The 25153-nt window shown below is 75.3% G+C and carries 2 protein-coding genes; both read left to right on the top strand.

Features of this window, described 5'->3' with window-relative positions; all coding sequences use genetic code 11:
* Window positions 1–25: 25 nt before the first annotated feature.
* Window positions 26–14149 (top strand): type I polyketide synthase, encoded by a 14124-nt coding sequence (locus KSK32_RS31570; RefSeq protein WP_216935494.1) that lies wholly within the window; start codon window positions 26–28, stop codon window positions 14147–14149.
* A 47-nt stretch (window positions 14150–14196) separates the two neighbouring features.
* Entirely contained in the window at window positions 14197–25149 is a 10953-nt protein-coding gene (locus KSK32_RS31565) for a type I polyketide synthase (RefSeq protein ID WP_216935492.1), read from the top strand.
* Window positions 25150–25153 lie beyond the last annotated feature (4 nt).

Genomic DNA, 25153 nt, shown 5'->3' with positions numbered 1-25153 from the left:
GCATGCCGAGTGAGGTAGGTCCACGGTGAGCAACGAGGACGAGAGGTACGTCGAGTACCTGAAGCGTACGACCTCGGAGCTGCGGCGTACCCGGCGTCGGCTGCGCGAGCTGGAGAGCCGGGACTCCGAGCCCATCGCCATCGTGGCGATGAGCTGCCGCTACCCGGGCGGCGTCGACAGCCCCGAGGCGCTGTGGCAGCTCGTGCACGACGGCGGCGACGGGATCGGGCCGTTCCCCGCCGACCGGGGCTGGGACCTGGAGAACCTCTTCCACCCCGATCCCGACCACCCGGGCACCAGTTACGTGCGCGAGGGCGGCTTCGTCTACTCCGCCGCCGACTTCGACGCCGACCTGTTCGGCATCTCGCCCCGCGAAGCCGTCGCCATGGACCCGCAGCAGCGGCTGCTGCTGGAGACCTCCTGGGAGGCGTTCGAGCGGGCCGGGCTGCCGCTGCCGGCCGTCCGGGGCAGCCGTGCCGGCGTCTTCGTCGGGGCGTCGTCGCACGGCTACGACGGCATGATGGCGCAGGCCGAGAACGGCGAGGGCCACCTGCTCACCGGCAACGCCACCAGTGTCATCTCCGGCCGCGTCGCGTACACCCTCGGGCTGGAGGGGCCGGCGGTCACCGTCGACACCGCCTGCTCGTCCTCGCTCGTCGCCATCCACCTGGCCGCGCAGGCCCTACGAAACGGCGACTGCGATCTGGCCCTGGCGGGCGGCGTGACGGTGATGCCCACCCCGGCGGTCTTCGTCGGCTTCAGCCGGCAGCGCGGTCTCGCCGCCGACGGGCGGTGCAAGGCGTTCGCCGCCGGCGCGGACGGCACCTCGTGGTCCGAGGGCATCGGCATGCTGCTGCTCACCCGGCTCTCCGACGCGCAGCGGCACGGCTACCCGGTGCTCGCCGTGGTACGCGGCAGCGCGGTCAACTCCGACGGTGCGTCCAACGGGCTCAGCGCCCCGCACGGCCCCTCCCAGGTGCGGGTCATCCGCCAGGCCCTCGGCAACGCCCGGCTCACGCCCGAGCAGGTCGACGTGGTGGAGGCGCACGGCACGGGCACCCGGCTCGGCGACCCCATCGAGGCGCAGGCGCTGCTGGCCACGTACGGGCAGGACCGCGACGAGGCCGCGCCGCTGCTTCTCGGGTCGGTGAAGTCGAACATCGGGCACACCCAGGCCGCCGCCGGCGTGGCCGGTGTGATCAAGATGGTGATGGCGATGCGGCACGGCGTCGTGCCGCCCACCCTGCACGTCGACGCGCCGTCCTCGCAGATCGACTGGACCGCAGGGGCCGTCACCCTCGCCACCGCCGCCACGCCGTGGCCGGCCGTGGACCGGCCGCGCCGGGCCGCCGTGTCGTCGTTCGGCGTCTCCGGCACCAACGCGCACACCATCATCGAGCAGGCCCCGGCTCCCGCCGAGACCGAGACCGAGACCGAGCCGAGGGCCACGGCGGCCCGCACGGTGGCCCCCGTGCTGCTCTCCGCCCGCTCCGACGCCGCGCTCGCCGCCCAGGCCGGCCGCTGGGCCGCCCGGTTCGCCGCCGACGACACCCCGCGCCCGCTCGACGTGGCCTTCTCGTCGGTGACCTCCCGCTCCACCCTGGACCGCCGCGCCGTGCTGTCCGCGACCGGCCGCGACGACCTGCTCGCGGGGCTGCACGCCCTCGCCGCCGGGGAACCGGCCGGCACCGTCGTGCTCGGCGCCGGCGCGCCGCGCGGCCAGCTCGCGGTGCTCTTCTCGGGTCAGGGTGCGCAGCGCGCCGGGATGGGCCGGGAGTTGTACGCCGAGTTCCCGGTGTTCGCTGCCGCGTTCGACGAGGTGTGCGGGTACCTGGACAGGGCCCTGCCGCGCCCTCTGCGCGAGGTGCTCTTCGCCGAGCCGGGTTCGGCCGAGGCGGAGTTGCTGGACCGGACGGTGTTCACGCAGGCCGGGCTGTTCGCCGTCGAGGTGGCGCTGTTCCGGCTGGTGGGGTCTTTCGGGGTCGTGCCGGATTTCGTGGGTGGGCACTCGGTCGGTGAGGTCACGGCGGCGTGTGTGGCGGGGGTGTTGTCGCTGGAGCACGCCTGCGCGTTGGTGGCGGCGCGGGGCCGGTTGATGCAGGCGTTGCCTGCTGAGGGTGGGATGCTGGCTGTGGCGGCGGCCGAGGCCGACGTGGCGGCGGTGCTGGACGGGTTGGCCGGTGTGGGGATCGCGGCGGTCAACGGTCCGCAGGCCGTTGTGGTCTCCGGTGCCGTCGAGGCCCTCGACGAGGTGGAGCGGGTCTGGCGCGAGCGGGGCGTACGCACCCGCCGGCTCACCGTCAGTCACGCGTTCCACAGCCCGCTGATGGAGCCGATGCTCGTCCGGTTCCGCGCGGTGCTCGACAAGCTCACCTTCGCCGCGCCGTCGCTGCCGGTCGTGTCGAACGTGACCGGTGCGCTGGCTGATGATGAGATCCGCACGCCCGACTACTGGGTGCGGCACGTGCGCGAGGCCGTGCGTTTCGCCGATGGGGTGGCGGCGCTGCGCGCTGCCGGGGTGGACACGTTCCTGGAGATCGGCCCCCGCAGCGTGCTGACCGCGATGGTCGCCGACGTCCTGCCCGCCGAGGACGCCGTGCTGGCCGTCGCCGCGCAGCGCGCGGACCGGCCCGAGGTGCACGGGCTGCTGGGCGGGCTGGCCGAGCTGCACGTGCACGGGGTTGCAGTCGACTGGCGGCAGTGGTTCGCCGAGACCGGTGCGCGGCGGGTGGACCTGCCCACGTACGCCTTCCAGCACCAGCGCTACTGGCCCGAGGTCGGCGGCACCGCCGTGACGGCCGTGCCGGGTGACGCCGCCGAGGGGGACTTCTGGGCGGCCGTGGAGCGTGGCGACCTGACCGGGGTCGCCGCCCACCTGGCCGTGCAGGACGATCCCGCGGCAGTGGAGGCGCTCGCCCCGGCCGTACCGGTGCTGTCGTCGTGGCGGCGGGCCCGGCAGCGCGACGCCGTGGTGGACGGCTGGACCTACCGGGTCGAGTGGGAGCCCGTACGCCCCGCCGCCGTTCCGGCGCTGACCGGCCGCTGGCTCGTCGTCACCGCCGACAACGACGACGCCGGGGTGGCCGGCACGCTGACCGGTGCCGGCGCCCACGTCGACGCCCTGACCGTCGCCCCGGGCGTCGATCGCGCCGAGCTGACCGGGCTGCTGCGCGGCCACGGCGAGCAGGGCTGGACCGGCGTGCTCTGCGTGCTCCCCGCGACCGACCGGGCCCTGCCGGACGCCCCGGCCGTCTCCGTCGGCGTCGCGCTGCTGCTCACCCTCACCCAGGCGCTCGCCGACGCCGGCCTGGCCGGCCGGCTCTGGTGCCTCACCCGGGGCGCCGTGCGCGCCGGGGCCGGCGAGACCCTCACCGAACCGTGGGCCGCCCTGGCCTGGGGCCTGGGCCGGGTCGTCGCCCTCGAACAGCCGGACCGCTGGGGCGGCCTGGTCGACCTGCCCGCCCGCGCCGACCGCGCCACGGCCGACGCGCTGCTCGCCGTCCTCGCCGACGCCGGGCACGACCAGGTGGCGATCCGCCCCCAGGGCGTCCTCGGCCGGCGGCTGGTGCCGGCCGTGCCGCGCGTGGGTGTGGGTTGGCGGCCTGCCGGGACGGTGCTGGTGACCGGTGGTACGGGTGGGTTGGGTCGGCATGTGGCGCGCTGGTTGCTGGCGAACGGGGCCGGTGAGGTGGTGCTGGCTTCGCGGCGGGGTCCGGGGGCGCCGGGTGCGGCGGAGCTGGTGGCCGAGTTGGGTGCGGTGCGGGTGGTGGCGTGCGACGTCACCGACCGGGCCGCCGTCGACGCCCTGGTCTCCGGGCTGCCGGCGCTGACCGCCGTCGTGCACACCGCCGGCGTGATCGACGACGGTGTCCTCGACGGGCTCGACCTGACCCGGATGCAGGCCGTCCTCGACGGCAAGGTCCGCGCCGCCCGGGTTCTGCACGAGGCCACCGCCCACCGCGACCTCGACGCGTTCGTGCTCTTCTCCTCCCTCGCCGGCGTCATCGGCAGTGCCGGGCAGGGCAACTACGCGGCGGCCAACGCCTATCTCGACGCGTTCGCGGCCTGGCGACGCGACCAGGGCCTGCCCGCCACCGCCATCGCCTGGGGCGCCTGGGCTGAGGACGGCATGGCCGCCGCGCTGACCGCCCGGCTCGCCCGGGGCGGGGTCGACGCGCTCCCCGCCGCCGAGGCCGTCACCGCCCTCGGCCGGCTGGTCAACACCGCCGAGCCGGCGGTCACCGTCGCCGCCGTCGACTGGGGACGCCTCGCCGCCTCCTGGGGCCGGCCCACGCCACTGATCGCCGCCCTGCCCGGGGTGCCCGCCGTGCCCACCGGTCCCGCCCGCGCCGTGGTGGTCGGCCGGTCCCTGCCGCAGCTCGCCGACCTCGTACGCACCCAGGCCGCCGTCGTGCTCGGCTACCCGGCCGGCCGGCCGCTGCCCGAGCGCACCTTCCGTGATCTCGGCTTCGACTCGCTCACCGCCGTCGAGCTGCGCAACCGGCTGACCGCCGAGACCGGTATGACCCTGGCCGCCACGCTGGTCTTCGACCACCCCACGGTCGCCGAACTCGCCGCCCACCTGCACGGCCTCACCGCCGGGCACACCACCGGCGAGGTGGTCGCCGACGGCACCGGCCGCGACCGCGAACCGATCGCCATCGTCGCGATGAGCTGCCGCTTCCCCGGCGGGGTCACCTCGCCCGAGCAGCTCTGGGATCTGCTGGCCACCGGCACCGACGCGCTGAGCCTGATGCCCGGCGAGCGCGGTTGGAACCTCGCCGAGCTGTACCACCCCGACCCCGAGCACCTCGGTACCAGCTACGTCCGGGAGGGCGGCTTCGTCGCCGGCGCCGGCGAGTTCGACCCGGCGTTCTTCGGCATCAGCCCCCGCGAGGCCCTCGCCATGGACCCGCAGCAGCGGCTGCTGCTGGAGACCACCTGGGAGGCGTTCGAGCGGGCCCGGATCGACCCGGCCGCCCTGCGCGGCAGCCGCACCGGCGTGTACGTCGGCACCAACGGCCAGGACTACGGCTCGCTGCTGATGGCCACCGGGGACGTCGACGAGAACTACCTCGCCACCGGCACCTCCGCCAGCGTCATCTCCGGCCGGCTGGCGTACACCTTCGGACTGCACGGCCCGGCCGTCACCGTCGACACGGCCTGCTCGTCGTCGCTGGTCGCGATGCACCTGGCCGCGCAGGCCCTCCAGACGGGGGAGTGCGACCTGGCCCTGGCCGGCGGCGCCACCGTGATGGCCACCCCCGGCATCTTCGTCGGCTTCTCCCGCCAGCGCGGTCTCGCCGCCGACGGCCGGTGCAAGCCGTTCGCCGGAGCCGCGGACGGCACCGGCTGGGGCGAGGGCGTCGGCCTGCTGGTGCTCCAGCGGCTCTCCGACGCCCGCCGCGACGGCAACCCGGTCCTCGCCGTGCTGCGCGGCAGCGCCGTCAACCAGGACGGCGCCTCCAACGGCCTCACCGCCCCCAACGGCCCCGCCCAGCAGCGGGTGATCCGGCAGGCCCTCGCGAACGCCGGACTCACCGCCGAGCAGGTGGACGCCGTCGAGGCGCACGGCACCGGCACCACCCTCGGCGACCCGATCGAGGCGCAGGCCCTCATCGCCACGTACGGCCAGGACCGGCCCGCCGACCGGCCGCTCTGGCTCGGCTCGATCAAGTCGAACATCGGGCACACGCAGGCGGCGGCGGGTGTGGCCGGGGTGATGAAGATGGTGCTGGCGATGCGGCACGGGGTGCTGCCGCCCACGCTGCACGTGGACGAGCCCACCCCGCACGTCGACTGGACCGCCGGCAGCGTCGAACTGCTCACCTCCGCCCGGCCGTGGGAGCCCGCCGACGGCGTGCGCCGCGCCGCCGTCTCCTCGTTCGGGATCAGCGGCACCAACGTGCACACCATCCTCGAACAGGCCCCCGCCGACGAGCCGGAGCCCGGACCGGCGGCCGACGTGCCGACCGGGGAACTGCCCTGGGTCCTCTCCGGGCGCACCGTCGACGCCCTCACCGCCCGCACCCGGGATCTGCGCGAGCACCTCGGCACCGTCGACGACGCCGCGCTCGCCGACGTCGGTTGGTCGCTGGCCGCCACCCGCGCCGCCCACGACCACCGGGCCGTCGTCTTCGCCGCCGACCGCGACGAGCTGGCCACGTCCCTCGACGCGCTCGCCGCCGGCCGGCCCGGCCCGCAGACCGTCACCCGCGTCCCCGGCACGCCGGGCGAGGTCGCGTTCGTCTTCCCGGGCCAGGGATCGCAGTGGGCCGGGATGGCCGCCGAGCTGCTCGACACCGCCCCCGTCTTCGCGGAGACGTTCGCCGCCTGCGCCGAGGCGCTGCGCCCGTACGTCGACTGGTCACCGACCGACGTGGTGCGCGGCGCGCCCGACGCCCCGTCGCTGGAGCGCGTCGACGTCGTGCAGCCCACCCTGTTCGCGGTCAGCGTCTCGCTCGCCGCGCTCTGGGAGTCGTACGGGGTGCGCCCCTCCGCCGTCGTCGGCCACTCCCAGGGCGAGATCGCCGCCGCGTACGTCGCCGGTGGCCTCACCCTCGACGACGCGGCGGCAGTGGTCGCGCTGCGCAGCCGGATCATCGCCGGCATCGCCGGGGACGGCGGCATGGTCTCGGTCGCCACCACCGCCGACGAGGCCACCGCGACGATCGCCCGCTGGGCCGGCCGCATCGCCCTGGCCGCCGTCAACGGACCCACCTCCGTCGTGGTCTCCGGCGACGGCGCCGCCCTCGACGAGCTCGTCGCCCACTACGAGTCCCGCGAGGTGCGGGTGCGCCGCGTCCCCGTGGACTACGCCTCCCACTCCGCCCACGTCGAGCAACTGCGCGAGCAGCTCCTGGAACTGCTCGCCGGGCTGCGGCCCCGCACCGGCGAGGTCCGGTTCCGCTCCACCGTCGAGGGGGACTGGCTCGACACCGCCGCCCTCGACGCCGACTACTGGTACCGCAACCTGCGGCAGACCGTCCGCTTCGACGAGGCGGTACGCAGCCTCGTCGCCGCCGGCTACCAGACCTTCGTCGAGGTCAGCGCCCACCCTGTGCTGACGATGGCCGTGCAGGAGAGCGTCGAGCTGGCCGCCGCCGACCCGGGCGCGGTCACCGTCACCGGCAGCCTGCGCCGCGGCGAGGGCGGCCTCGGCCGCTTCCTGCGCGCCCTGGCCGAGGTCTGGGCCGGAGGTACGGCCGTGGACTGGCGGCCCGCCTTCGCCGGCCTCGCCGGGCGTCGCCTCGACCTGCCCACGTACCCGTTCCAGCGGCAGCTCTACTGGCCGCAGCCGTCGACCGCGCCCGCCCCCGCGGTCGGGACCGCCGGTGCCGTGGCCGACGACGAGGTCGACGCCCGGTTCTGGGCGGCCATCGAGGCGGAGGACCTGACCGCGCTCACCGCCGAACTCTCCGCCACGACCGAGTCGAGGCCCGTCCCGGAGACGGCGTTCGCCGACGTGCTGCCGGTGCTCGCCGCCTGGCGTCGCCGGCACCGCGACCAGGCGACAGTGGACTCGTGGCGGTACCGGGACAGTTGGACGCCCGTCGCCCCCGACGCCTCCGGCGAGCCGGCCGTCACCGGCACCTGGTGGCTGTTCACCGGCCCCGACGACACCGGCGCGGCCGAGGCCGACTTCTGCGCCGAGGCGTTGCGGCGCCACGGCGGCACCGTCGTACCGCTGGCGCTGGACGCCGACCGCACGGACCGCGCGGCGCTCGCCGCCCGGCTGCGCGACCTCGCCGACGGCGGCCCCCGCCCCGCCGGGATCGTGTCGCTGCTGCCGCTCGACGAGACGCCCGCCCCGGCGTACCCGTCCGTGCCGGTCGGCTTCGCCGGTACCGTCACCCTCGTGCAGGCGCTCGGCGACGCCGGCGTCCGCGCGCCTCTGTGGTGCCTCACCCGGGGCGCTGTCGCGACCGGCCCGGCCGACCCGCTGCCGCACCCGCTCCAGCAGCTCACCTGGGGCTTCGGCCGGGTCGCCGCGCTGGAGCACCCGGACCGCTGGGGCGGCCTCGTGGACCTGCCCGACGAGCTCGACGACTCGGCCGGCCGCCGGCTCGCGCGCGTCCTCGCCGGTGCCGACGGGGAGGACCAGGTCGCGCTGCGGTGGGCCGGCGCGTTCGGCCGGCGACTGCTGCACGCCCCGCTCGGCGACACGCCCGCCCCGCGCACCTGGCGGCCCTCCGGCACCGCCCTGGTCACCGGCGGCACCGGCGCGCTCGGCGGGCACATGGCCCGCTGGCTCGCCGCCAACGGCGCCGCCCACCTGGTGCTGGTGAGCCGGCGCGGCCGGCAGGCCGGGGGCATCGCCGACCTCGAGGCCGAGTTGGTCGCACTGGGCGCCCGGGTGACCGTCGCCGCCTGCGACGCCGCCGACCGCTCGGCGCTCGCCGCCGTCCTCGCCGACCTGCCGTCCGAGCACCCGCTGACCACCGTCGTGCACACCGCAGCCGTGCTCGACGACTCGGTGATCAACTCGCTGACGCTGGACCAGGTCGACTACGCGCTCAGCGCGAAGGTCACCGCCGCACTGAACCTGCACGAGCTGACCCGCGAGCTGGACCTCGACGCGTTCATCCTGTTCTCGTCGATGGCCGGCACCGTCGGCAGCTCCGGCGTGGGCAACTACGCCCCCGGCAACGCGTTCCTCAACGCCCTCGCCGAGCACCGCCGCGCCCTCGGCCTGCCCGCCACCTCCATCGGTTGGGGCGCCTGGGGCGGCGGCGGCATGGCCGACGGTGAGTTCGGCCGGATGCTGCACCGCCACGGCGCACCCGAGATGCCGCCGCGGCTCGCCGTCGCGGCCCTGCACCAGGCCGTCGAGCACGACGAGACGTTCCTGACCATTTCGAACATCGCCTGGGACCGGTTCTTCGTCGCGTTCACCGCCACCCGACCCGGCCCGCTGATCTCGGAGATCCCCGAGGCGCAGCGGTTGCAGGCCACCAAGGGACTGGCCGAGACGAAGGAGACCGACGAGGCCGGCCCGGCCGGCGCGTTCACCCGGATGAGCGCCGCCGAGCGCCAGCAGGCGCTGCTCGACCTGGTCCGCGACCAGGCGGCCACGGTCCTCAAGTACGCCGACGGCCAGGCCGTCGACCCGCACCACGCGTTCCGCGACCTCGGCTTCGACTCGGTGACCGCGGTGGAGCTGCGCAACCGGCTCGCCACCGCCACCTCGCTGCGGCTGCCGGTGACCCTGGTCTTCGACTACCCGTCGCCGACCGCGCTCGCCCGGCACCTGCACGAGGAACTGGGCGGGGAGGCCGCCGTGGCCGTCGAGGCCGCCCCGGTGGCGCTCGGCGACGACGAGCCGGTGGCCATCGTGGCCATGTCCTGCCGCTTCCCCGGCGGGGCCAACGATCCCGAGCGGTTCTGGCAGATGCTGCACGCCGGCCGCGACGCCGTGTCGGACCTCCCCGGCGATCGGGGCTGGGACGTCGAGCGCCTCTACGACCCCGACCCCTATTCCACCGGCACCTCCTACGTCCGCAGCGGCGCCTTCCTCTACGAGGCGGCGGAGTTTGATGCCGGTTTCTTCGGGATTTCCCCCCGCGAGGCGTTGGCCATGGATCCGCAGCAGCGGTTGCTGCTGGAGGTTTCGTGGGAGGTGGTCGAGCGGGCAGGGGTTGAGCCTGGGGTTCTGCGGGGTTCGCGAACAGGGGTGTTCGTGGGCACGAATGGTCAGGACTATGGGGCCCTGCTGATGGTGGCGGGGGACGAGGTGGAGGGCTTCGCGGGAACGGGCAACGCCGCGAGTGTGGTGTCGGGTCGGGTGGCGTACGCGTTGGGGTTGGAGGGGCCGGCGGTGTCGGTGGACACGGCGTGTTCGTCGTCGTTGGTGGCGTTGCACCTGGCGGTGCAGTCGCTGCGGCGTGGCGAGTGCGACCTGGCCCTCGCCGGTGGCGTGACCGTGATGGCGACGCCCGGGCTGTTCGTGGAGTTCTCCCGGCAGCGGGGCCTCGCGGCTGACGGCCGGTGCAAGGCGTTCGCGGCGGGTGCCGACGGCACGGGCTGGGGCGAGGGTGTGGGCGTGCTGCTGGTGGAGCGGCTGTCGGACGCGCGGCGCAACGGTCACGAGGTGCTGGCGATCGTGCGGGGCAGCGCCGTCAACCAGGACGGCGCCTCCAACGGGCTGACCGCCCCGAACGGCCCGTCGCAGCAGCGGGTGATCCGGCAGGCGCTGGCGTCGGCGCGGCTCTCCACGGCTGACGTGGACGTGGTCGAGGCGCACGGCACCGGCACGACGCTCGGTGACCCGATCGAGGCGCAGGCCCTGCTCGCCACGTACGGGCAGGAGCGCGAGGAGCCGCTGCTGCTCGGCTCGGTCAAGTCGAACATCGGCCACACCCAGGCCGCCGCTGGCGTCGCCGGTGTGATCAAGATGGTGCTGGCGATGCGGGAGGGCGTGGTTCCCGCGACGCTGCACGTGGACGAGCCGTCCCCGCACATCGACTGGACCTCCGGGGCCGTCGAGCTGGCGATCGAGTCGCGGCCCTGGCCGTTGGTGGACCGGGCGCGCCGGGCGGCGGTGTCGTCGTTCGGCATCTCCGGCACGAACGCCCACGTGATCATCGAACGGCCCGAGAACCTGCCCACCGAGAGCGCGGAACCCGAGACCGCCGCCGGCCGGAGCGCGGGGCTCGTAGCCTCCGACGTCGTCGTCTGGGCGGTGTCGGGGCGGTCGAAGGGCGCCCTGGCCGGTCAGGCCGCCCGCCTGGCCCGGCACGTCCGCGCGCACGGCGAGGTGGATGCGGCGGCGGTGGGCTGGTCCCTCGCCGCCACCAGGTCGGTGTTCGACCAGCGGGCGGCTGTGGTCGGGTCGAGCGTGGAGGAGTTGCTGGCGGGGCTGGACGCTCTGTCCGTCGGCGCGCCGGCGGGGAACGTCGTGACGGGTACGGCCGCCGGAACCGGTGCGGTGTTCGTGTTTCCGGGTCAGGGTGCGCAGTCGGCGCGGATGGCGGCGGGCCTGGTGGGTCGTGTGCCGGTGTTCGACGCGCGGTTGGTGGAGTGTCAGCGGGCGTTGGCGCCGTATCTGGATGTGGACCTGGTGTCGGTGTTGACCGGTGACGACGAGTCGTGGTTGGCGCGGGTGGAGGTCGTGCAGCCGGTGCTGTGGGCCGTCGGCATGGCGCTGGCGGCGGTGTGGCAGCACGCCGGGGTCACCCCGGCGGCGGTGGTCGGTCACTCGCAGGGTGAGATCGGTGCCGCGTGCGTGGCCGGGATTCTCTCCCTGGAGGACGCGGCGAGGGCCGTGGCGCTGCGGTCGCGGGCGCTGACGGTGCTGGGGGGTACCGGGACGATGGCGTCGGTCGACCTCTCTGCTGAGGCGGTCGCCGGGCGGCTGCCCGCGTTCCCGGGTGTGGGTGTGGCGGCTGTGAACGGTCCGTCGACGGTTGTGGTGTCGGGTCCGCCGCAGCCGGTTGCCGACCTGGTGGAGGCGTGTCGGGTCGACGGGGTGCGGGCGCGGTTGATCCCGGTGGACTATGCGTCGCACTCGGCGGCGGTGCAGGAGGTCGCCGAGCGGTTGCGCGCCGACCTGGCCGGCGTGACGCCGCGACAGGGCAACGTCCGGCTCGTCTCCACCCTCACCGGGGACTGGGTGGACCCGTCCTCGATGACGGCGGACTACTGGTACGACAACCTGCGGCAGACGGTGCGGTTCGACGCCGCTGTGCGGGTGGCGGTCGAGGCGGGTCACACGACGTTCGTGGAGATCAGCCCGCATCCGGTGTTGACGATGCCGGTGACGGCGATCCTGGACGACGCCGGTGTGAGTGGGCACACGCTGGGCAGCCTGCGTCGTGGTGACGACGATCCGACGCGGTTGCTGACGAACCTCGCCACCGCCCACACGATCGGCCTGCCCGTCGACCTGACGGCCGTCCTCGCCGAGACCGGCGTGGTGGCACTGCCCACCTACGCCTTCGAACGGGGACGCTACTGGCCCACCGCCGTGACCGGGCAGGACGGCGCCGATGAGACCCCGAACGGCGTCGACTCCGCGTTCTGGGCGGCCGTCGAGCGCGAGGACCTGGCCGCGCTCGCGGAGCTCACCGAGCAGGACGCGACGGAATCCCTGGAACGGCTGGGCGGGGCCCTGCCCGTGCTCGCCTCCTGGCGACGCCGGCAGCGCAACCGGTCCGGCCTGGACGACCTGCGCTACCGCAGCGTCTGGCAGCCGTACACCGGGACACCCGTCAGCTTCCTCCCCGGCGCCTGGTGGGTGATCGCCGACGCGCGGCACCCGGAGGAGGGCGAGGCCACCGTCGCCGAGCTGTCCCGCCGGGGCGCCGACGTCCGGCTGGTGTCGCTGCCGGAGAACCTGACCGACCGTGCCGCCCTCACCGCGCACCTGAGCGGTGTCACCCGTACCGCCGACGGGGGGCCCGCCCCGGTCGACGGGGTGCTGTCGCTGCTCGCCCTCGCCGACGGCGCGGTCGACGACACCCAGCCGGTGCCGCCGTTCCTCGCCCGGTCGCTGGCGCTGATTCAGGCGCTCGGGGATCTCGACGTCGCCGCGCCGCTGTGGTGCGTCACCCGGGGCGCCGCCGGCACCACCCGGGGCGGCACCGCCGGCCGCCCGGAGCAGTCGCTGCTCTGGGGCCTCGGCCGGGTGGTGGCCCTCGAACACCCCGAGCGGTGGGGCGGCCTGGTCGACGTTCCGGCCACCCTGGACGACCACGGCTGGGATCTGCTCTGCGCCGCCCTCGCCGGCCTCGACGGCGAGGACCAGCTAGCGGTCGACGGCGCCACCGTCCTCGTCCGCCGGCTGGTACGCGCGCCCGGGGGGCAGGCACCCACCGACGAGGCCGGCTACCCGGGCACGACGCTGGTCACCGGCGGCACCGGCGCGCTCGGCGCGGAGGTGGCCCGCTGGCTGGCCGCCCGGGGCGCCGAGCACCTGATGCTCGTCAGCCGCCGCGGCGCGGACGCCCCCGGCGCCACGGCACTCGTCCGTGAGCTGACCGAGGCGGGCACCCGGGTGACCGTCGCGGCCTGCGACGTGGCTGACCGGGCCGCGCTGGCCAAGCTGCTCGACGAGGTGCCCGCCGACGCGCCGCTGACCAGCGTCGTGCACGCCGCCGGCGTGCTGGAGGACGGGGTGCTCGACGGGCTCACCCCCGACCGGCTCGCCACCGTCCTGCGACCCAAGGTGCTCGGCGCCCTGCACCTGCACGAGCTCACCCTCGGGCGGGAACTGCGCGCGTTCGTGCTGTTCTCCGCGATGGCCGGCCAGCTCGGCGCCGCCGGTCAGGGCAGCTACGCCGCCGCCAACGCCTACCTCGACGCGCTCGCCGAGCAGCGGCACCGCCAGGGCCTGCCGGCCACCTCGGTCGCCTGGGGCCCCTGGACGGCCGGCGGGATGGCCGCCACCGACCAGGCCGTCGAGGAGCGCCGCCGGCGTACCGGCGTGGCCCGCCTCGACACCGCGCCCGCGCTCACGGCGCTCGCCCAGTGCGTCGCGCGGGGCGAGCCGGCGACGATGGTGACCGACATCGACTGGGCCCGCTACGTGCCCGGCTTCGTGGCCGTGCGGCCCAGCCCGCTCATCGCGGGCGTGGCCGAGGCGCGGCGGGCCGTCGCCGAGCGGGCCGAGGACACCGGCGTCTCCGCGGAGTCCCTGGCCGCCCTGCTCGCCGGGCAGACCGACGCCGAACGACGCAAGACCCTGCTGGAGCTGGTACGCGGGCAGGCCGCCGCGGTGCTCGGGCACGCCTCGATGGACGCCGTCGAGCCGGACCGGGCGTTCCGCGAACTCGGCTTCGACTCGCTGACCGCCGTGGAGCTGCGTAACCGGCTCACCGCGGCGACCGGCGTGCGGCTGCCCGCCACCGTGGTCTTCGACTACCCGACCGCCGCCGGGCTGGCCGAATACGTGCGGGCCGCGATCGTCGACGGCGGCGTGGCCGGGGTCGCACCGGTCTTCGGCGAGCTGGACAGGTTGGAAGCGGCACTCTCCGGCTCGGCGCCGGACCGGAGCGCCCGAATTCGGATCACCGAACGGCTGCGGGCGCTGCTGGCCTCCCTCAACGAGGCCGACGTCCCGGCGGACGGCGACACCGTCGCCGAGAAGCTCCAGGACGCGACGCCGGACGAGGTCTTCGACTTCATCGACCGCGAGCTGGGGATGTCCTGACGTGATCGCTGCTGCGACGACGGGTCAACACAAGGAGTGCGCGGTCCATGGCTGACGAGGCGAAGCTTCTCGACTACCTCAAGCGGGTCACCGCTGACCTGCACCAGGTGCGCCAGCGCCTGCGCGAGGTGGAGGCCGGTGAACAGGAACCGGTCGCCATCGTCTCCATGAGCTGCCGCTTCCCCGGCGGGGTGCGCTCTCCCGAGGATCTGTGGGAGGTGGTCGCGTCCGGCCGGGACGTGGTCACCGACTTCCCCGAGGACCGCGGCTGGGACCTCGGGTCGCTCTACGACAGCGACCCCGAACAGAGCGGCACGTCGTACACGCGGCAGGGCGGCTTCGTCGACGACCTGGCCGACTTCGACCCGGGCTTCTTCGCGATCTCCCCCCGCGAGGCGCTGGCGATGGACCCGCAGCAGCGCTGGCTGCTGGAGACATCGTGGGAGGCCCTGGAGCGGGCCGGCATCGACCCGCACTCGCTGCGCGGCAGCCGCACGGGCGTCTTCGCCGGCAGCACCGGCCAGGACTACGGCACCGTGCTGATGGGTGCCGCGCAGGGCCTGGAAGGGCACCTGATGACCGGCAACGCCGGCAGCGTGGTCTCCGGCCGGATCGCCTACACCTTCGGGCTGGAGGGCCCGGCGGTCACCATCGACACCGCTTGCTCGTCCTCGCTGGTCGCCCTGCACCTGGCGGGGCAGGCGCTGCGGCAGCGGGAGTGCACCCTGGCGATCGTCGCCGGGGTCACCGCCATGTGCACCCCGGCCGCCTTCGTCGAGTTCTCCCGGCAGCGCGGCCTCGCCGCCGACGGCCGCTGCAAGGCGTTCGCCGCCGCCGCCGACGGGACCGGCTGGTCCGAGGGCGTCGGCGTCTTGGTGCTGGAGCGGCTGTCGGACGCGCAGCGCAACGGCCACCCCATCCTCGCCGTGGTGCGGGGCAGCGCCGTCAACCAGGACGGCGCCTCCAACGGTCTGAGCGCCCCGAACGGGCCGTCACAGCAGCGGGTGATCCAGCAGGCGCTGGCCAACGCCGGCCTCGCCACCGGCGGCGTGGACGTGGTGGAGGCGCACGGCACCGGCACCCGGCTCGGCGACCCGATCGAGGCGCAGGCGCTGCTCGCCACGTACGGGCAGGACCGGGGGGACTCGGCGCCGCTGCTGCTCGGGTCGGTCAAGTCGAACATCGGTCACGCCCAGGCCGCCGCCGGTGTCGCCGGTGTGATCAAGATGGTCATGGCGATGCGGCACGGCGTCGTCCCGCCCACCCTGCACGTGGACGAGCCGACGCCCGAGGTCGACTGGTCGGCCGGCGAGGTGTCGCTGGTGACCGAGGCGACGCCGTGGCCGGCGGTGAGCCGGCCGCGCCGCTCGGCCGTCTCCTCCTTCGGGGTGTCCGGCACGAACGCCCACACCATCCTGGAGCAGGCTCCGGCGCCCCAGCAGTCCCCGTCGGCCGCCGCCGCGTTGCTGGTCGAGCGGCCGGTCGTGCCGGTGCCGGTGTCGGCCCGGGACGCGGCCGGCCTCGCCGCGCAGGCGGGCCGCTGGGCGGCCCGGATCGCCGCCGACGAGACCCTGCGGCCCCTGGACGTGGCCTTCTCGTCGGTGACCTCGCGCTCCGCGCTGGAGCAGCGGGCCGTGGTCTGCGCTACCGGCCGCGAGGAGTTGCTGGCCGGGCTGCGTGCCTTGGGCGCCGGACGGCCGTCCGGCGCGTTGTTCGTCGGGCAGGCGGTCGGCCGGGGTTCGCTCGCGGTGCTGTTCTCGGGTCAGGGTGCGCAGCGTGCCGGGATGGGCCGGGAGTTGTACGCCGAGTTCCCGGTGTTCGCCGCCGCGCTGGACGAGGTGTGCGCACAGCTCGACGCGCTGCTGCCGCGCCCGCTCAAGGAGGTGCTCTTCGCCGAGCCGGGTACGGCCGAGGCGGAGTTGCTGGACCGGACGGTGTTCACGCAGGCCGGTCTGTTCGCGGTCGAGGTGGCGTTGTTCCGCCTGGTGGAGTCGTTCGGCGTCGCCCCCGACCTGGTCGGCGGTCATTCGATCGGCGAGGTCACGGCCGCGCATGTGGCGGGGGTGTTGTCGCTGGCGGATGCGTGTGTGTTGGTGGCGGCGCGGGGCCGGTTGATGCAGGCGTTGCCGGCCGGTGGTGGGATGCTGGCCGTCGCGGCGGCGGAGGCCGAGGTGGCGGCCACGCTGGACGGGTTGGCCGGTGTGGGGATCGCGGCGGTCAACGGTCCGCAGGCCGTTGTGGTCTCCGGTGCCGTCGAGGCCCTCGACGAGGTGGAGCGGGTGTGGCGTGAGCGGGGCGTCCGCGCGCGTCGGCTCACCGTCAGCCACGCGTTCCACAGTCCGTTGATGGAGCCGATGCTCGCCGATTTCCGGGCGGTGCTCGACGGGCTGGAGTTCGCCGCGCCGGTGCTGCCGGTCGTGTCGAACGTGACCGGTGCGCTGGCCGACGCAGGCGAGATCCGCACGCCCGACTACTGGGTGCGGCACGTTCGGCAGGCGGTGCGTTTCGCCGACGGGGTCGCCGCGCTGCGGGCGGCGGGGGTGGACACGTTCCTGGAGGTCGGGCCGCGCAGTGTGCTGACCGCGATGGTCGGCGACATCCTGCCCGCCGACGACGCCGTGGTGGCGGTCGCCGCGCAGCGCGCGGACCGGCCCGAGGTGCACGGGCTGCTGGGCGGGTTGGCCGAGCTGCACGTGCACGGGGTTGCAGTCGACTGGCGGCAGTGGTTCGCCGACACCGGTGCGCGGCGGGTGGACCTGCCCACGTACGCCTTCCAGCACCAGCGCTACTGGCCCGAGGCAAGCGCCGGGTGGACCGGCGACGTCACCGCCGTCGGCCTGCGCCCCGCGCAACACCCCCTGCTCGGGGCCGCCGTCGGCGTCGCGCACGCGGAGGGATTCCTGTTCACCGGCCGGCTGGCCCGGCGTACCCACCCGTGGATCTGTGACCATGTCGTCTTCGACACCGTGCTGCTGCCCGGCACGGGCTTCGTCGAACTCGCCCTCCAGGCCGGCGCGCACGTCGGCGCGGACCACGTCCGCGAACTCACCCTGGAGTCGCCGCTGATCCTGCCGGAGACCGGGGGCGTGGACATCCAGCTCTGGATCGGCCCGGCCGACGAGACCGGCTGCCGGTCCGTGTCGCTGCACTCCGCCCAGGACGGCGAGCCGGCCGAGGGCACGGGCGAGCGGACCTGGACCCGCAACGCCAGCGGCGTGCTGGCCAGCGGCCCCGCCGCCCCGAGCGGCCCCGCCGGCTGGTCCGACCTGACCACCTGGCCTCCGCCGGGCGCCACCGAGATCGGCACCGACGACCTCTACCTGAACCTCGCCGCCCAGGGCTACGACTACGGCCCGTCCTTCATCGCCCTGCGCTCCGCGTGGCGGCGCGGAGACGACCTCTTCGCCGAGCTGGTGCTGCCCGAGGCGCCCGCCGCCGAGGCCGGCGGGTACGGCCTGCACCCGGCCCTGCTCGACGCGGCGCTGCACACCCTCGGCCTGACCACGCCGGCCGGAGAGCCTTCAGGGGCGGGCATGCCCCCGGGGTACGGCCGGCTGCCGTTCTCCTGGAACGACGTCGCCCTGCACGGCGCCGGGGCCGCGGCGGCCCGCGTCCGGGTCTCGCACACCGGCCCCGACAGCATCTCGCTGCTGCTCACCGACGCCACCGGCGCGCCCGTCATCTCCGTCGGCTCCCTGGTCCTGCGGCCGGTCTCCGCCGACCAGCTCCGCACCGCCTCCGGCGGCGGCACCGAGTCGCTCTTCCGGGTCGAATGGGCGCCGCTCGCGCTGCCCGCCGGCCCGTCCACAGTCGACTGGGCGGTCATCGGTGACGCCGCCGCGCTCACCGACGCGGTCGCGGCCACCGGCACGACCGTGGCGGCGTACCCCGACCTGACGGCCCTGGCCACGGCGATGGACGACGGGACGGACGCGCCCGGCGTGCTGGTCCTGCCGTTGCTCGACCCGCCCGCGTCGGCGGACGTGCCGCGCGCCGTCGCCGAGGCGACCCACCGGGTGCTTGCCGTGCTCCAGCAGTTCCTCGCCGAGGAGCGCTACGCGGTGTCCCGCCTGGTGGTGCTGACCTCGGGCGCGGTCGCCACCGACCAGGACACCGACCTGACCGACCTGGCCGGCGCCGCCGTGATCGGCCTGCTCCGCTCCGCCCAGTCGGAGAATCCCGACCGGTTCGTGCTTGTCGACGTCGACGACGTGGCCGGCTGTGCCGCCGCGCTCGTCCCGGCCGCCGCGACCGACGAACCGCAGGTCGTGATCCGCGCGGGCGTCGCCGCCGGCGCCCGGCTCACCCGGGTTCCCGCCCTGGCCGCGCCGCCGGCCGCCCCGTTCGACTCCGACGGCACCGTCCTGATCACCGGCGCCACCGGCACCCTCGGCCAGCTGATGAGCCGGCACCTGGTCAGCACCTACGGCGTCCGGCACCTCATCCTCACCAGCCGGCGCGGCCGCGCCGCCGGGGGCGTCGCGGAGCTCTGCGCCGAGCTGGAGGCGCTCGGCGTGAGCGTCACCGTCGCCGCCTGCGACGTCGCCGACCGCGCCGCCGTGGCCGAGCTGCTGGCCGGCATCCCGGCGGAGCACCCCCTCACCGCCGTCATCCACGCCGCCGGCGTCCGCGACGACGGCGTCATCTCCTCGCTCACCCCCGAGCGGATGGACGGCGTGCTGCGGCCCAAGGTCGACGCCGCGTGGCACCTGCACGAGCTGACCGCCGACCTCGGCCTGAAGGCGTTCGTCTCGTACTCCTCGCTGGCCGCCACCGCAGGCGGCCCGGGCCAGGGCAACTACGCCGCCGCCAACGCGTTCCTCGACGGGCTGGCCCAGCACCGCAAGGCGCGCGGCCTCGCCGCGCTCACCCTCGCCTGGGGCCTCTGGGCCGACCGCAGCGGCATGACCACCGAGCTGGACGACGTCCACCTCAACCGGATCTCCCGCTCCGGCGTCGCCGCCATGGAGGCCGAGGAGGGGCTCGCGCTCTTCGACGCGGCCTGCCGCACCACCGACGCCGCGCTCGTCCCGGCCCGGCTGGACCTCGCCGCGATGAAGGTGCAGTTCGCCGGCGGGAGCATCCCGCCGCTGTACCGGGCGCTGATCCGCACGCCCACGCGCGCCGCCGCGGCCACCACCGGCGCGTCGCTCATGCAGCAGCTCGCCGGGCTGGGCGACGCCGAGCGGGCCGCCGCGCTGGTCGAGATCGTCCGTGGGCAGGCCGCCGCCGTGCTCGGCTACCCCGACCCGGCGGCCATCGAGCCGCGCCGGGCGTTCAGCGAGTTGGGCTTCGACTCGCTGACCGCCGTCGAGATGCGCAACCGGCTCAACAACGCCTTCGGGATGCGGCTGCCGGCCACCCTCGTCTTCGACTACCCGACCCCGCACGACCTGGCGGGCTTCCTGGGTACGGAGATCGCCGGCACCCCGGTCCCCGTGCGCCCCGCGACGACCACCGTGCCGGTCGGCGACGACGAGCCCCTCGCGATCATCGGCATGGCCTGCCGGCTGCCCGGCGGCGTGTGGTCGCCCGACGACCTGTGGCGGCTGGTAATCGACGGCGTCGACGCGATCAGCGACCTGCCGACCGACCGTGGCTGGGACCTCGACAGCCTCTACAGCCCCGACCCCGACGCCCCCGGCACCTTCTACGCCCGCGGCGGCGGCTTCCTCAGCGGCGTCGACCGGTTCGACCCCGGCTTCTTCGGCATCTCACCCCGCGAGGCCCTGGCCATGGACCCGCAGCAGCGGCTGCTGCTGGAGACCACCTGGGAGTCCTTCGAGTCCGCAGGCATCGACCCCGCCGACGTACGGGGCAGCAGCACCGGCGTCTTCGTCGGCACCAGCGGCCAGGACTACGGCTCGCTGCTCGCGTACTCGCCGGAGGCCGCCGAGGGCTACATGCTGACCGGGATGACCAGCAGCGTCATCTCCGGCCGGGTGGCGTACACGTTCGGGCTGGAGGGGCCGGCGGTGTCGCTGGACACGGCCTGCTCCTCGTCGCTGGTGGCCCTGCACTGGGCCGGTCAGGCGCTGCGGCGCGGCGAGTGCGACATGGCCCTCGCCGGTGGCGTGATGGTGATGGCCACCCCGACCGCCTTCGTCGAGTTCTCCCGGCAGCGCGGCCTGGCCGCCGACGGCCGGTGCAAGTCGTTCGCCGCGTCCGCCGACGGCACGGGCTGGTCCGAGGGCGTGGGCATGCTGCTCGTGCAGCGGCTCTCCGACGCCCGCCGGCAGGGCCGCACCGTGTATGCGGTGGTGCGCGGCTCGGCGATCAACCAGGACGGCGCCTCCAACGGGCTGACCGCCCCGAACGGCCCGTCGCAGCAGCGGGTGATCCGGCAGGCGCTGGCGTCGGCGCGGCTCTCCACGGCCGACGTGGACGTGGTCGAGGCGCACGGCACCGGCACGACGCTCGGTGACCCGATCGAGGCGCAGGCCCTGCTGGCCACGTACGGGCGGGAGCGGCCCGCCGACCGGCCGCTGCTGCTCGGCTCGATCAAGTCGAACATCGGCCACGCCCAGGCCGCCGCCGGGGTGGCCGGTGTGATCAAGATGGTGCAGGCCATCCGGCACGGCCTCGTCCCGGCGACGCTGCACGTGGACGCGCCGTCCCCGCACATCGACTGGACCTCCGGCGCCGTCGAGCTGGCCACGGAGTCGCGTCCGTGGCCGGTGGTGGACCGGCCGCGCCGCGCGGCGGTGTCGTCGTTCGGCATCTCCGGCACGAACGCCCACGTGATCATCGAGCAGGGTGACGAGCCGGCCGACGCCGCACCCGTGGACCCGCGGCCCGGCCTCGTGGATTCCGGCGTCGTGGCATGGCCCCTGTCGGGGCGGTCGAGGGAAGCCCTGACCGGCCAGGCGGCCCGGCTGGCCCGGCACGTCCGCGCGCACGGCGAGGTGGATGCGGCGGCGGTGGGCTGGTCCCTCGCCGCCACCAGGTCGGTGTTCGACCAGCGGGCGGCTGTGGTCGGGTCGAGCGTGGAGGAGTTGCTGGCGGGGCTGGACGCTCTGGCGTCGGGGTCGCCGGCTGGCAACGTGGTCGCGGCGACGTCGTCGTCGCACGGTGCGGGCCCGGTGTTCGTGTTCCCGGGTCAGGGCGCGCAGTCGGCGCGGATGGCGGCGGGCCTGGTGGGTCGTACGCCGGTCTTCGACGCGCGGCTGGCGGAGTGCCAGCGGGCCCTCGCTCCGTACCTGGATGTGGACCTGGTGTCGGTGCTCACCGGTGACGACGAGTCGTGGCTGGCGCGGGTGGAGGTCGTGCAGCCGGTGCTGTGGGCTGTGGGTATGGCGCTGGCGGCGGTGTGGCAGCACGCCGGGGTCACCCCGGCGGCGGTGGTCGGTCACTCGCAGGGTGAGATCGGCGCGGCGTGTGTGGCGGGGATCCTGTCGCTGGCGGACGCGGCGAAGGCGGTGGCGTTGCGCTCCCGGGCGCTGACGGTGCTGCGGGGTACCGGGACGATGGCGTCGGTCGACCTCCGCGCGGACGCGGTGACGGAGCGGCTGCCGGGCTTCCCCGGGGTGGGCGTCGCGGCGGTGAACGGTCCGTCGACCGTGGTGGTGTCGGGTCCGCCGCAGCCGGTCGCCGACCTGGTGGCGGCCTGCCAGGCCGAGGGGGTGCGGGCGCGGTTGATCCCGGTGGACTATGCGTCGCACTCGGCGGCGGTGCAGGAGGTGGCGGAGCTGTTGCGCGCCGATCTGGCCGACGTGACTCCGCGGCCCGGCCGTGTCCGGATGGTGTCGACGTTGACCGGTGACTGGGTCGATCCGGCGTCGATGGACGCCGGTTACTGGTACGACAACCTGCGGCAGACGGTGCGGTTCGACGCCGCTGTGCGGGTGGCGGTCGAGGCGGGTCACACGACGTTCGTGGAGATCAGCCCGCATCCGGTGTTGACGATGCCGGTGACGGCGATCCTGGACGACGCCGGTGTGAGTGGGCACACGCTGGGCAGCCTGCGTCGTGGTGACGACGATCCGACGCGGTTGCTGACGAACCTCGCGACCGCCCACACGATCGGTCTGCCCGTCGACCTGACGGCCGTCCTCGCCGAGACCGGCGTGGTGGCACTGCCCACCTACGCCTTCGACCACCAGCGGTACTGGGTCGAGCCGCCGGCGCACCGGGCCCAGGACGTCAGCTCCGCCGGTCTCCAGGACGCCGGGCACCCGCTGCTCAGCGCCACGCTGACCTTCCCCGACAGCGAGCGGATGGTCTTCACCGGGCGGCTGTCGGTGCGTACCCACCCGTGGCTCGGCGAGCACCGGGTGATGGACAACATCCTGCTGCCCGGCACCGCCTTCGTGGAACTCGCCACGTACGCCGGTGCGCAGGCCGGCTGCCCGACGGTGGAGGAGCTGACCCTGCTCGCCCCGCTCGTCCTGCCCGAACTCGGCGCGCTCCAGGTGCAGCTGACGGTCGGCGACCGCGACGACGACGGGCGGCGCACCGTCCAGCTCTACTCCCGACCCTACCGGGACGGCTCCGACGAGATCCTCGCCGACGTCGCCTGGACCTGCCACGCCACCGGCCTGCTCGGCCCGCAGCCGGCCGACGCCGCGCCCGCCTTCGACCTGGGGGTGTGGCCGCCGCCCGGCGCGACGCGCGTCGAGTCCGACGACTTCTACTCCGGCATCGAGGCGACCGTCTTCGGGTACGGGCCGGCGTTCCGGGGCCTGCGTGCCGCGTGGACCCGTGACGACGAGGTCTTCGCCGAGGTCGAGCTGCCCGCCGGCCACCACGCCGACGCCGGCCGCTTCGGCGTGCACCCGGCGCTGCTGGACGGCGCGCTGCAGGCCATGTCGATCGGCGGCTTCCTCGGCCGGATGGGCGACGGCGCCGACGCCGGCGTGCCCCGTCTGCCGTTCGCCTGGACCGGGGTCTCCCTGCTCGCCGCCGGGGCCACCGCCCTGCGCGTGCGCGTCGCCGCGGCCGGCGAGGTCGGCGTCTCCTTCCAGGTGGCCGACGCCACCGGCGCCCCGGTGCTGCACGTCGACTCGCTCATCATGCGCCGTGTCTCCGGGGACTCCCTCGGCGCGGCCCGCTCCGGCCGGCACGAGTCGCTGTTCCAGGTGGACTGGCCCGTGCTGCCGGTGCCCACCGGCCCCGTGCCGGCCGCCATCCGCTGGGTGGCGCTCGGCGACGACCTGGTGCTCAGCGCGGCCTGCGAGGCGGCCGGTGCCCGGGTGCGTACCGACGTCGGGCTCGACTCGCTGGGCGACCTGCTCGCCGGGGGTGAGCCGACGCCCGAGCTGGTGATCGTCCCCGTCGGCGACGCCGGGAACCCGTCGGACCCGGAGCTCGCCGCGCAGGCGCGCGCCGCCACGCACCGTACGCTCGCCGCGTTGCGGACCTGGCTCGCCGACGACCGGTTCGCCGACTCGCGGCTGGTGCTCGTCACCCGGAACGCGGTCGCGGCGGGGGAGCAGAAGCCGGTGAACCTGCGCCAGGCCCCGGTCTGGGGCCTGCTGCGCGCCGCCCAGCTCGAACACCCGGGCCGGTGCCAGGTCGTCGACCTCGACGACGCCCCGGACAGCGCCGCCGCGCTGGCCGCCGCCATCGCCTCCGGCGAGCCGCAGCTCGCCGTGCGCGACGGGCAGGTCCGCACCCCACGGCTCGGCCGGGTTCCGGCCGGTGTCGAGCCGCTGCCCGGCGGGATCGACCCGGCCGGCACCGTGCTGATCACCGGCGGCACGGGCGTGCTGGGCCGCATCCTGGCCCGCCACCTCGCCACCAGCCACGGCGTACGGCACCTGCTGCTGGCCGGGCGGCGCGGCGCGGCGGCCGAGGGGATCGGCGACCTGGTCAGCGAACTCGTCGGCACCGGTACGGAGGTGACCGTCGCGGCCTGCGACGCCGCCGACCCCGAGGCCCTGTCGGCACTGCTGGCCGGGGTGCCGGCGGCGCACCCGCTCACCGCCGTGGTGCACGCCGCCGGCGTCCTCGACGACGGCGTGCTGGAGTCGATGACCCCCGAACGGGTGGACGCGGTCGCCGTGCCGAAGATCGACGCCGCCTGGCACCTGCACCGCCTCACGGCCGACGCGAACCTCGCGGCCTTCGTCCTGTTCTCCTCGGCGGCGGCCACGCTGGGCAGCGCCGCCCAGTCCAACTACGCGGCGTCGAACGCCTTCCTCGACGCCCTCGCGGCGCACCGCCGGGCACGCGGGCTCGCCGGCATCTCACTCGCCTGGGGCCTGTGGGCGCAGGCCAGCGGCATGACGGGCCACCTCGGCGACGACGACGTGCGGCGGATGGCCGAGCAGGGCGCCACCGGCCTGTCCACCGAGCAGGCGCTGAATCTCTTCGACGCCGCGTGGCGGCTCGACGCGACAGCCGTCCTGCCGATGCGCCTGGACGTCGGGACGCTGCGCGGGCAGGCGGAGACCGGCACCCTCGCGCCCATGCTGCGGGCCCTGGTCCGGGTGCCGCTGCGACGCTCCATGGACGCCAACGGTGCCCGCTCCGGCGGGGTGCAGCTCGGCCGGCGACTCGCCGGACTGGCCGCCCCGGAGCGGCTCAAGGTGGTGCTCGACGTGGTGCGCGCGAACATCGCCGCCGTCCTCGGCCACGCCGGCTCGGACGCGGTCGACCCGAACCGGCTCTTCACCGACCTGGGCTTCGACTCGCTCACCGCCGTCGACCTGCGCAACCGGCTCAACAACCTGTCCGGCCTGCGGCTGCCGGCGACGCTCGTGTTCGACTACCCGACGCCGACGGCGCTCGCCGAGAAGCTGACGAGCGAGATCGCCGCCGACGCGGCGCCCTCCACCCAGCCGCTCTTCCAGGGCATCGACACGGTGGAGAGCCTGCTCACCGCCATCCCGCTCGACCCGGCGGCCCGCGCCCGGTTCACCGCCCGGATGCAGGACCTGCTCGCCAAGGCGTCCGACCTGGCGGCCGGGCCCGCCGTCGAACCGGACCGGCCAGACCTCGACTCGGCCAGCGACGACGAGATCTTCGACTTCATCAGCAAAGAGTTTGGAATCTCCTGAGATG

Origin of the sequence: Micromonospora sp. WMMB482 (genome assembly GCF_019038635.1) — a bacterium.
Classification (GTDB): domain Bacteria; phylum Actinomycetota; class Actinomycetes; order Mycobacteriales; family Micromonosporaceae; genus Micromonospora; species Micromonospora marina.
Note: the sequence above shows the minus strand (reverse complement) of the source record. Positions and strands in the feature narration are given on the sequence as shown.

What these genes read in the sequence shown, in the direction of transcription:
- KSK32_RS31565 (WP_216935492.1), top strand. Translation starts at nt 14,197, where the DNA reads ATGGCTGACGAGGCGAAGCTTCTCGACTACCTCAAGCGGGTCACCGCT.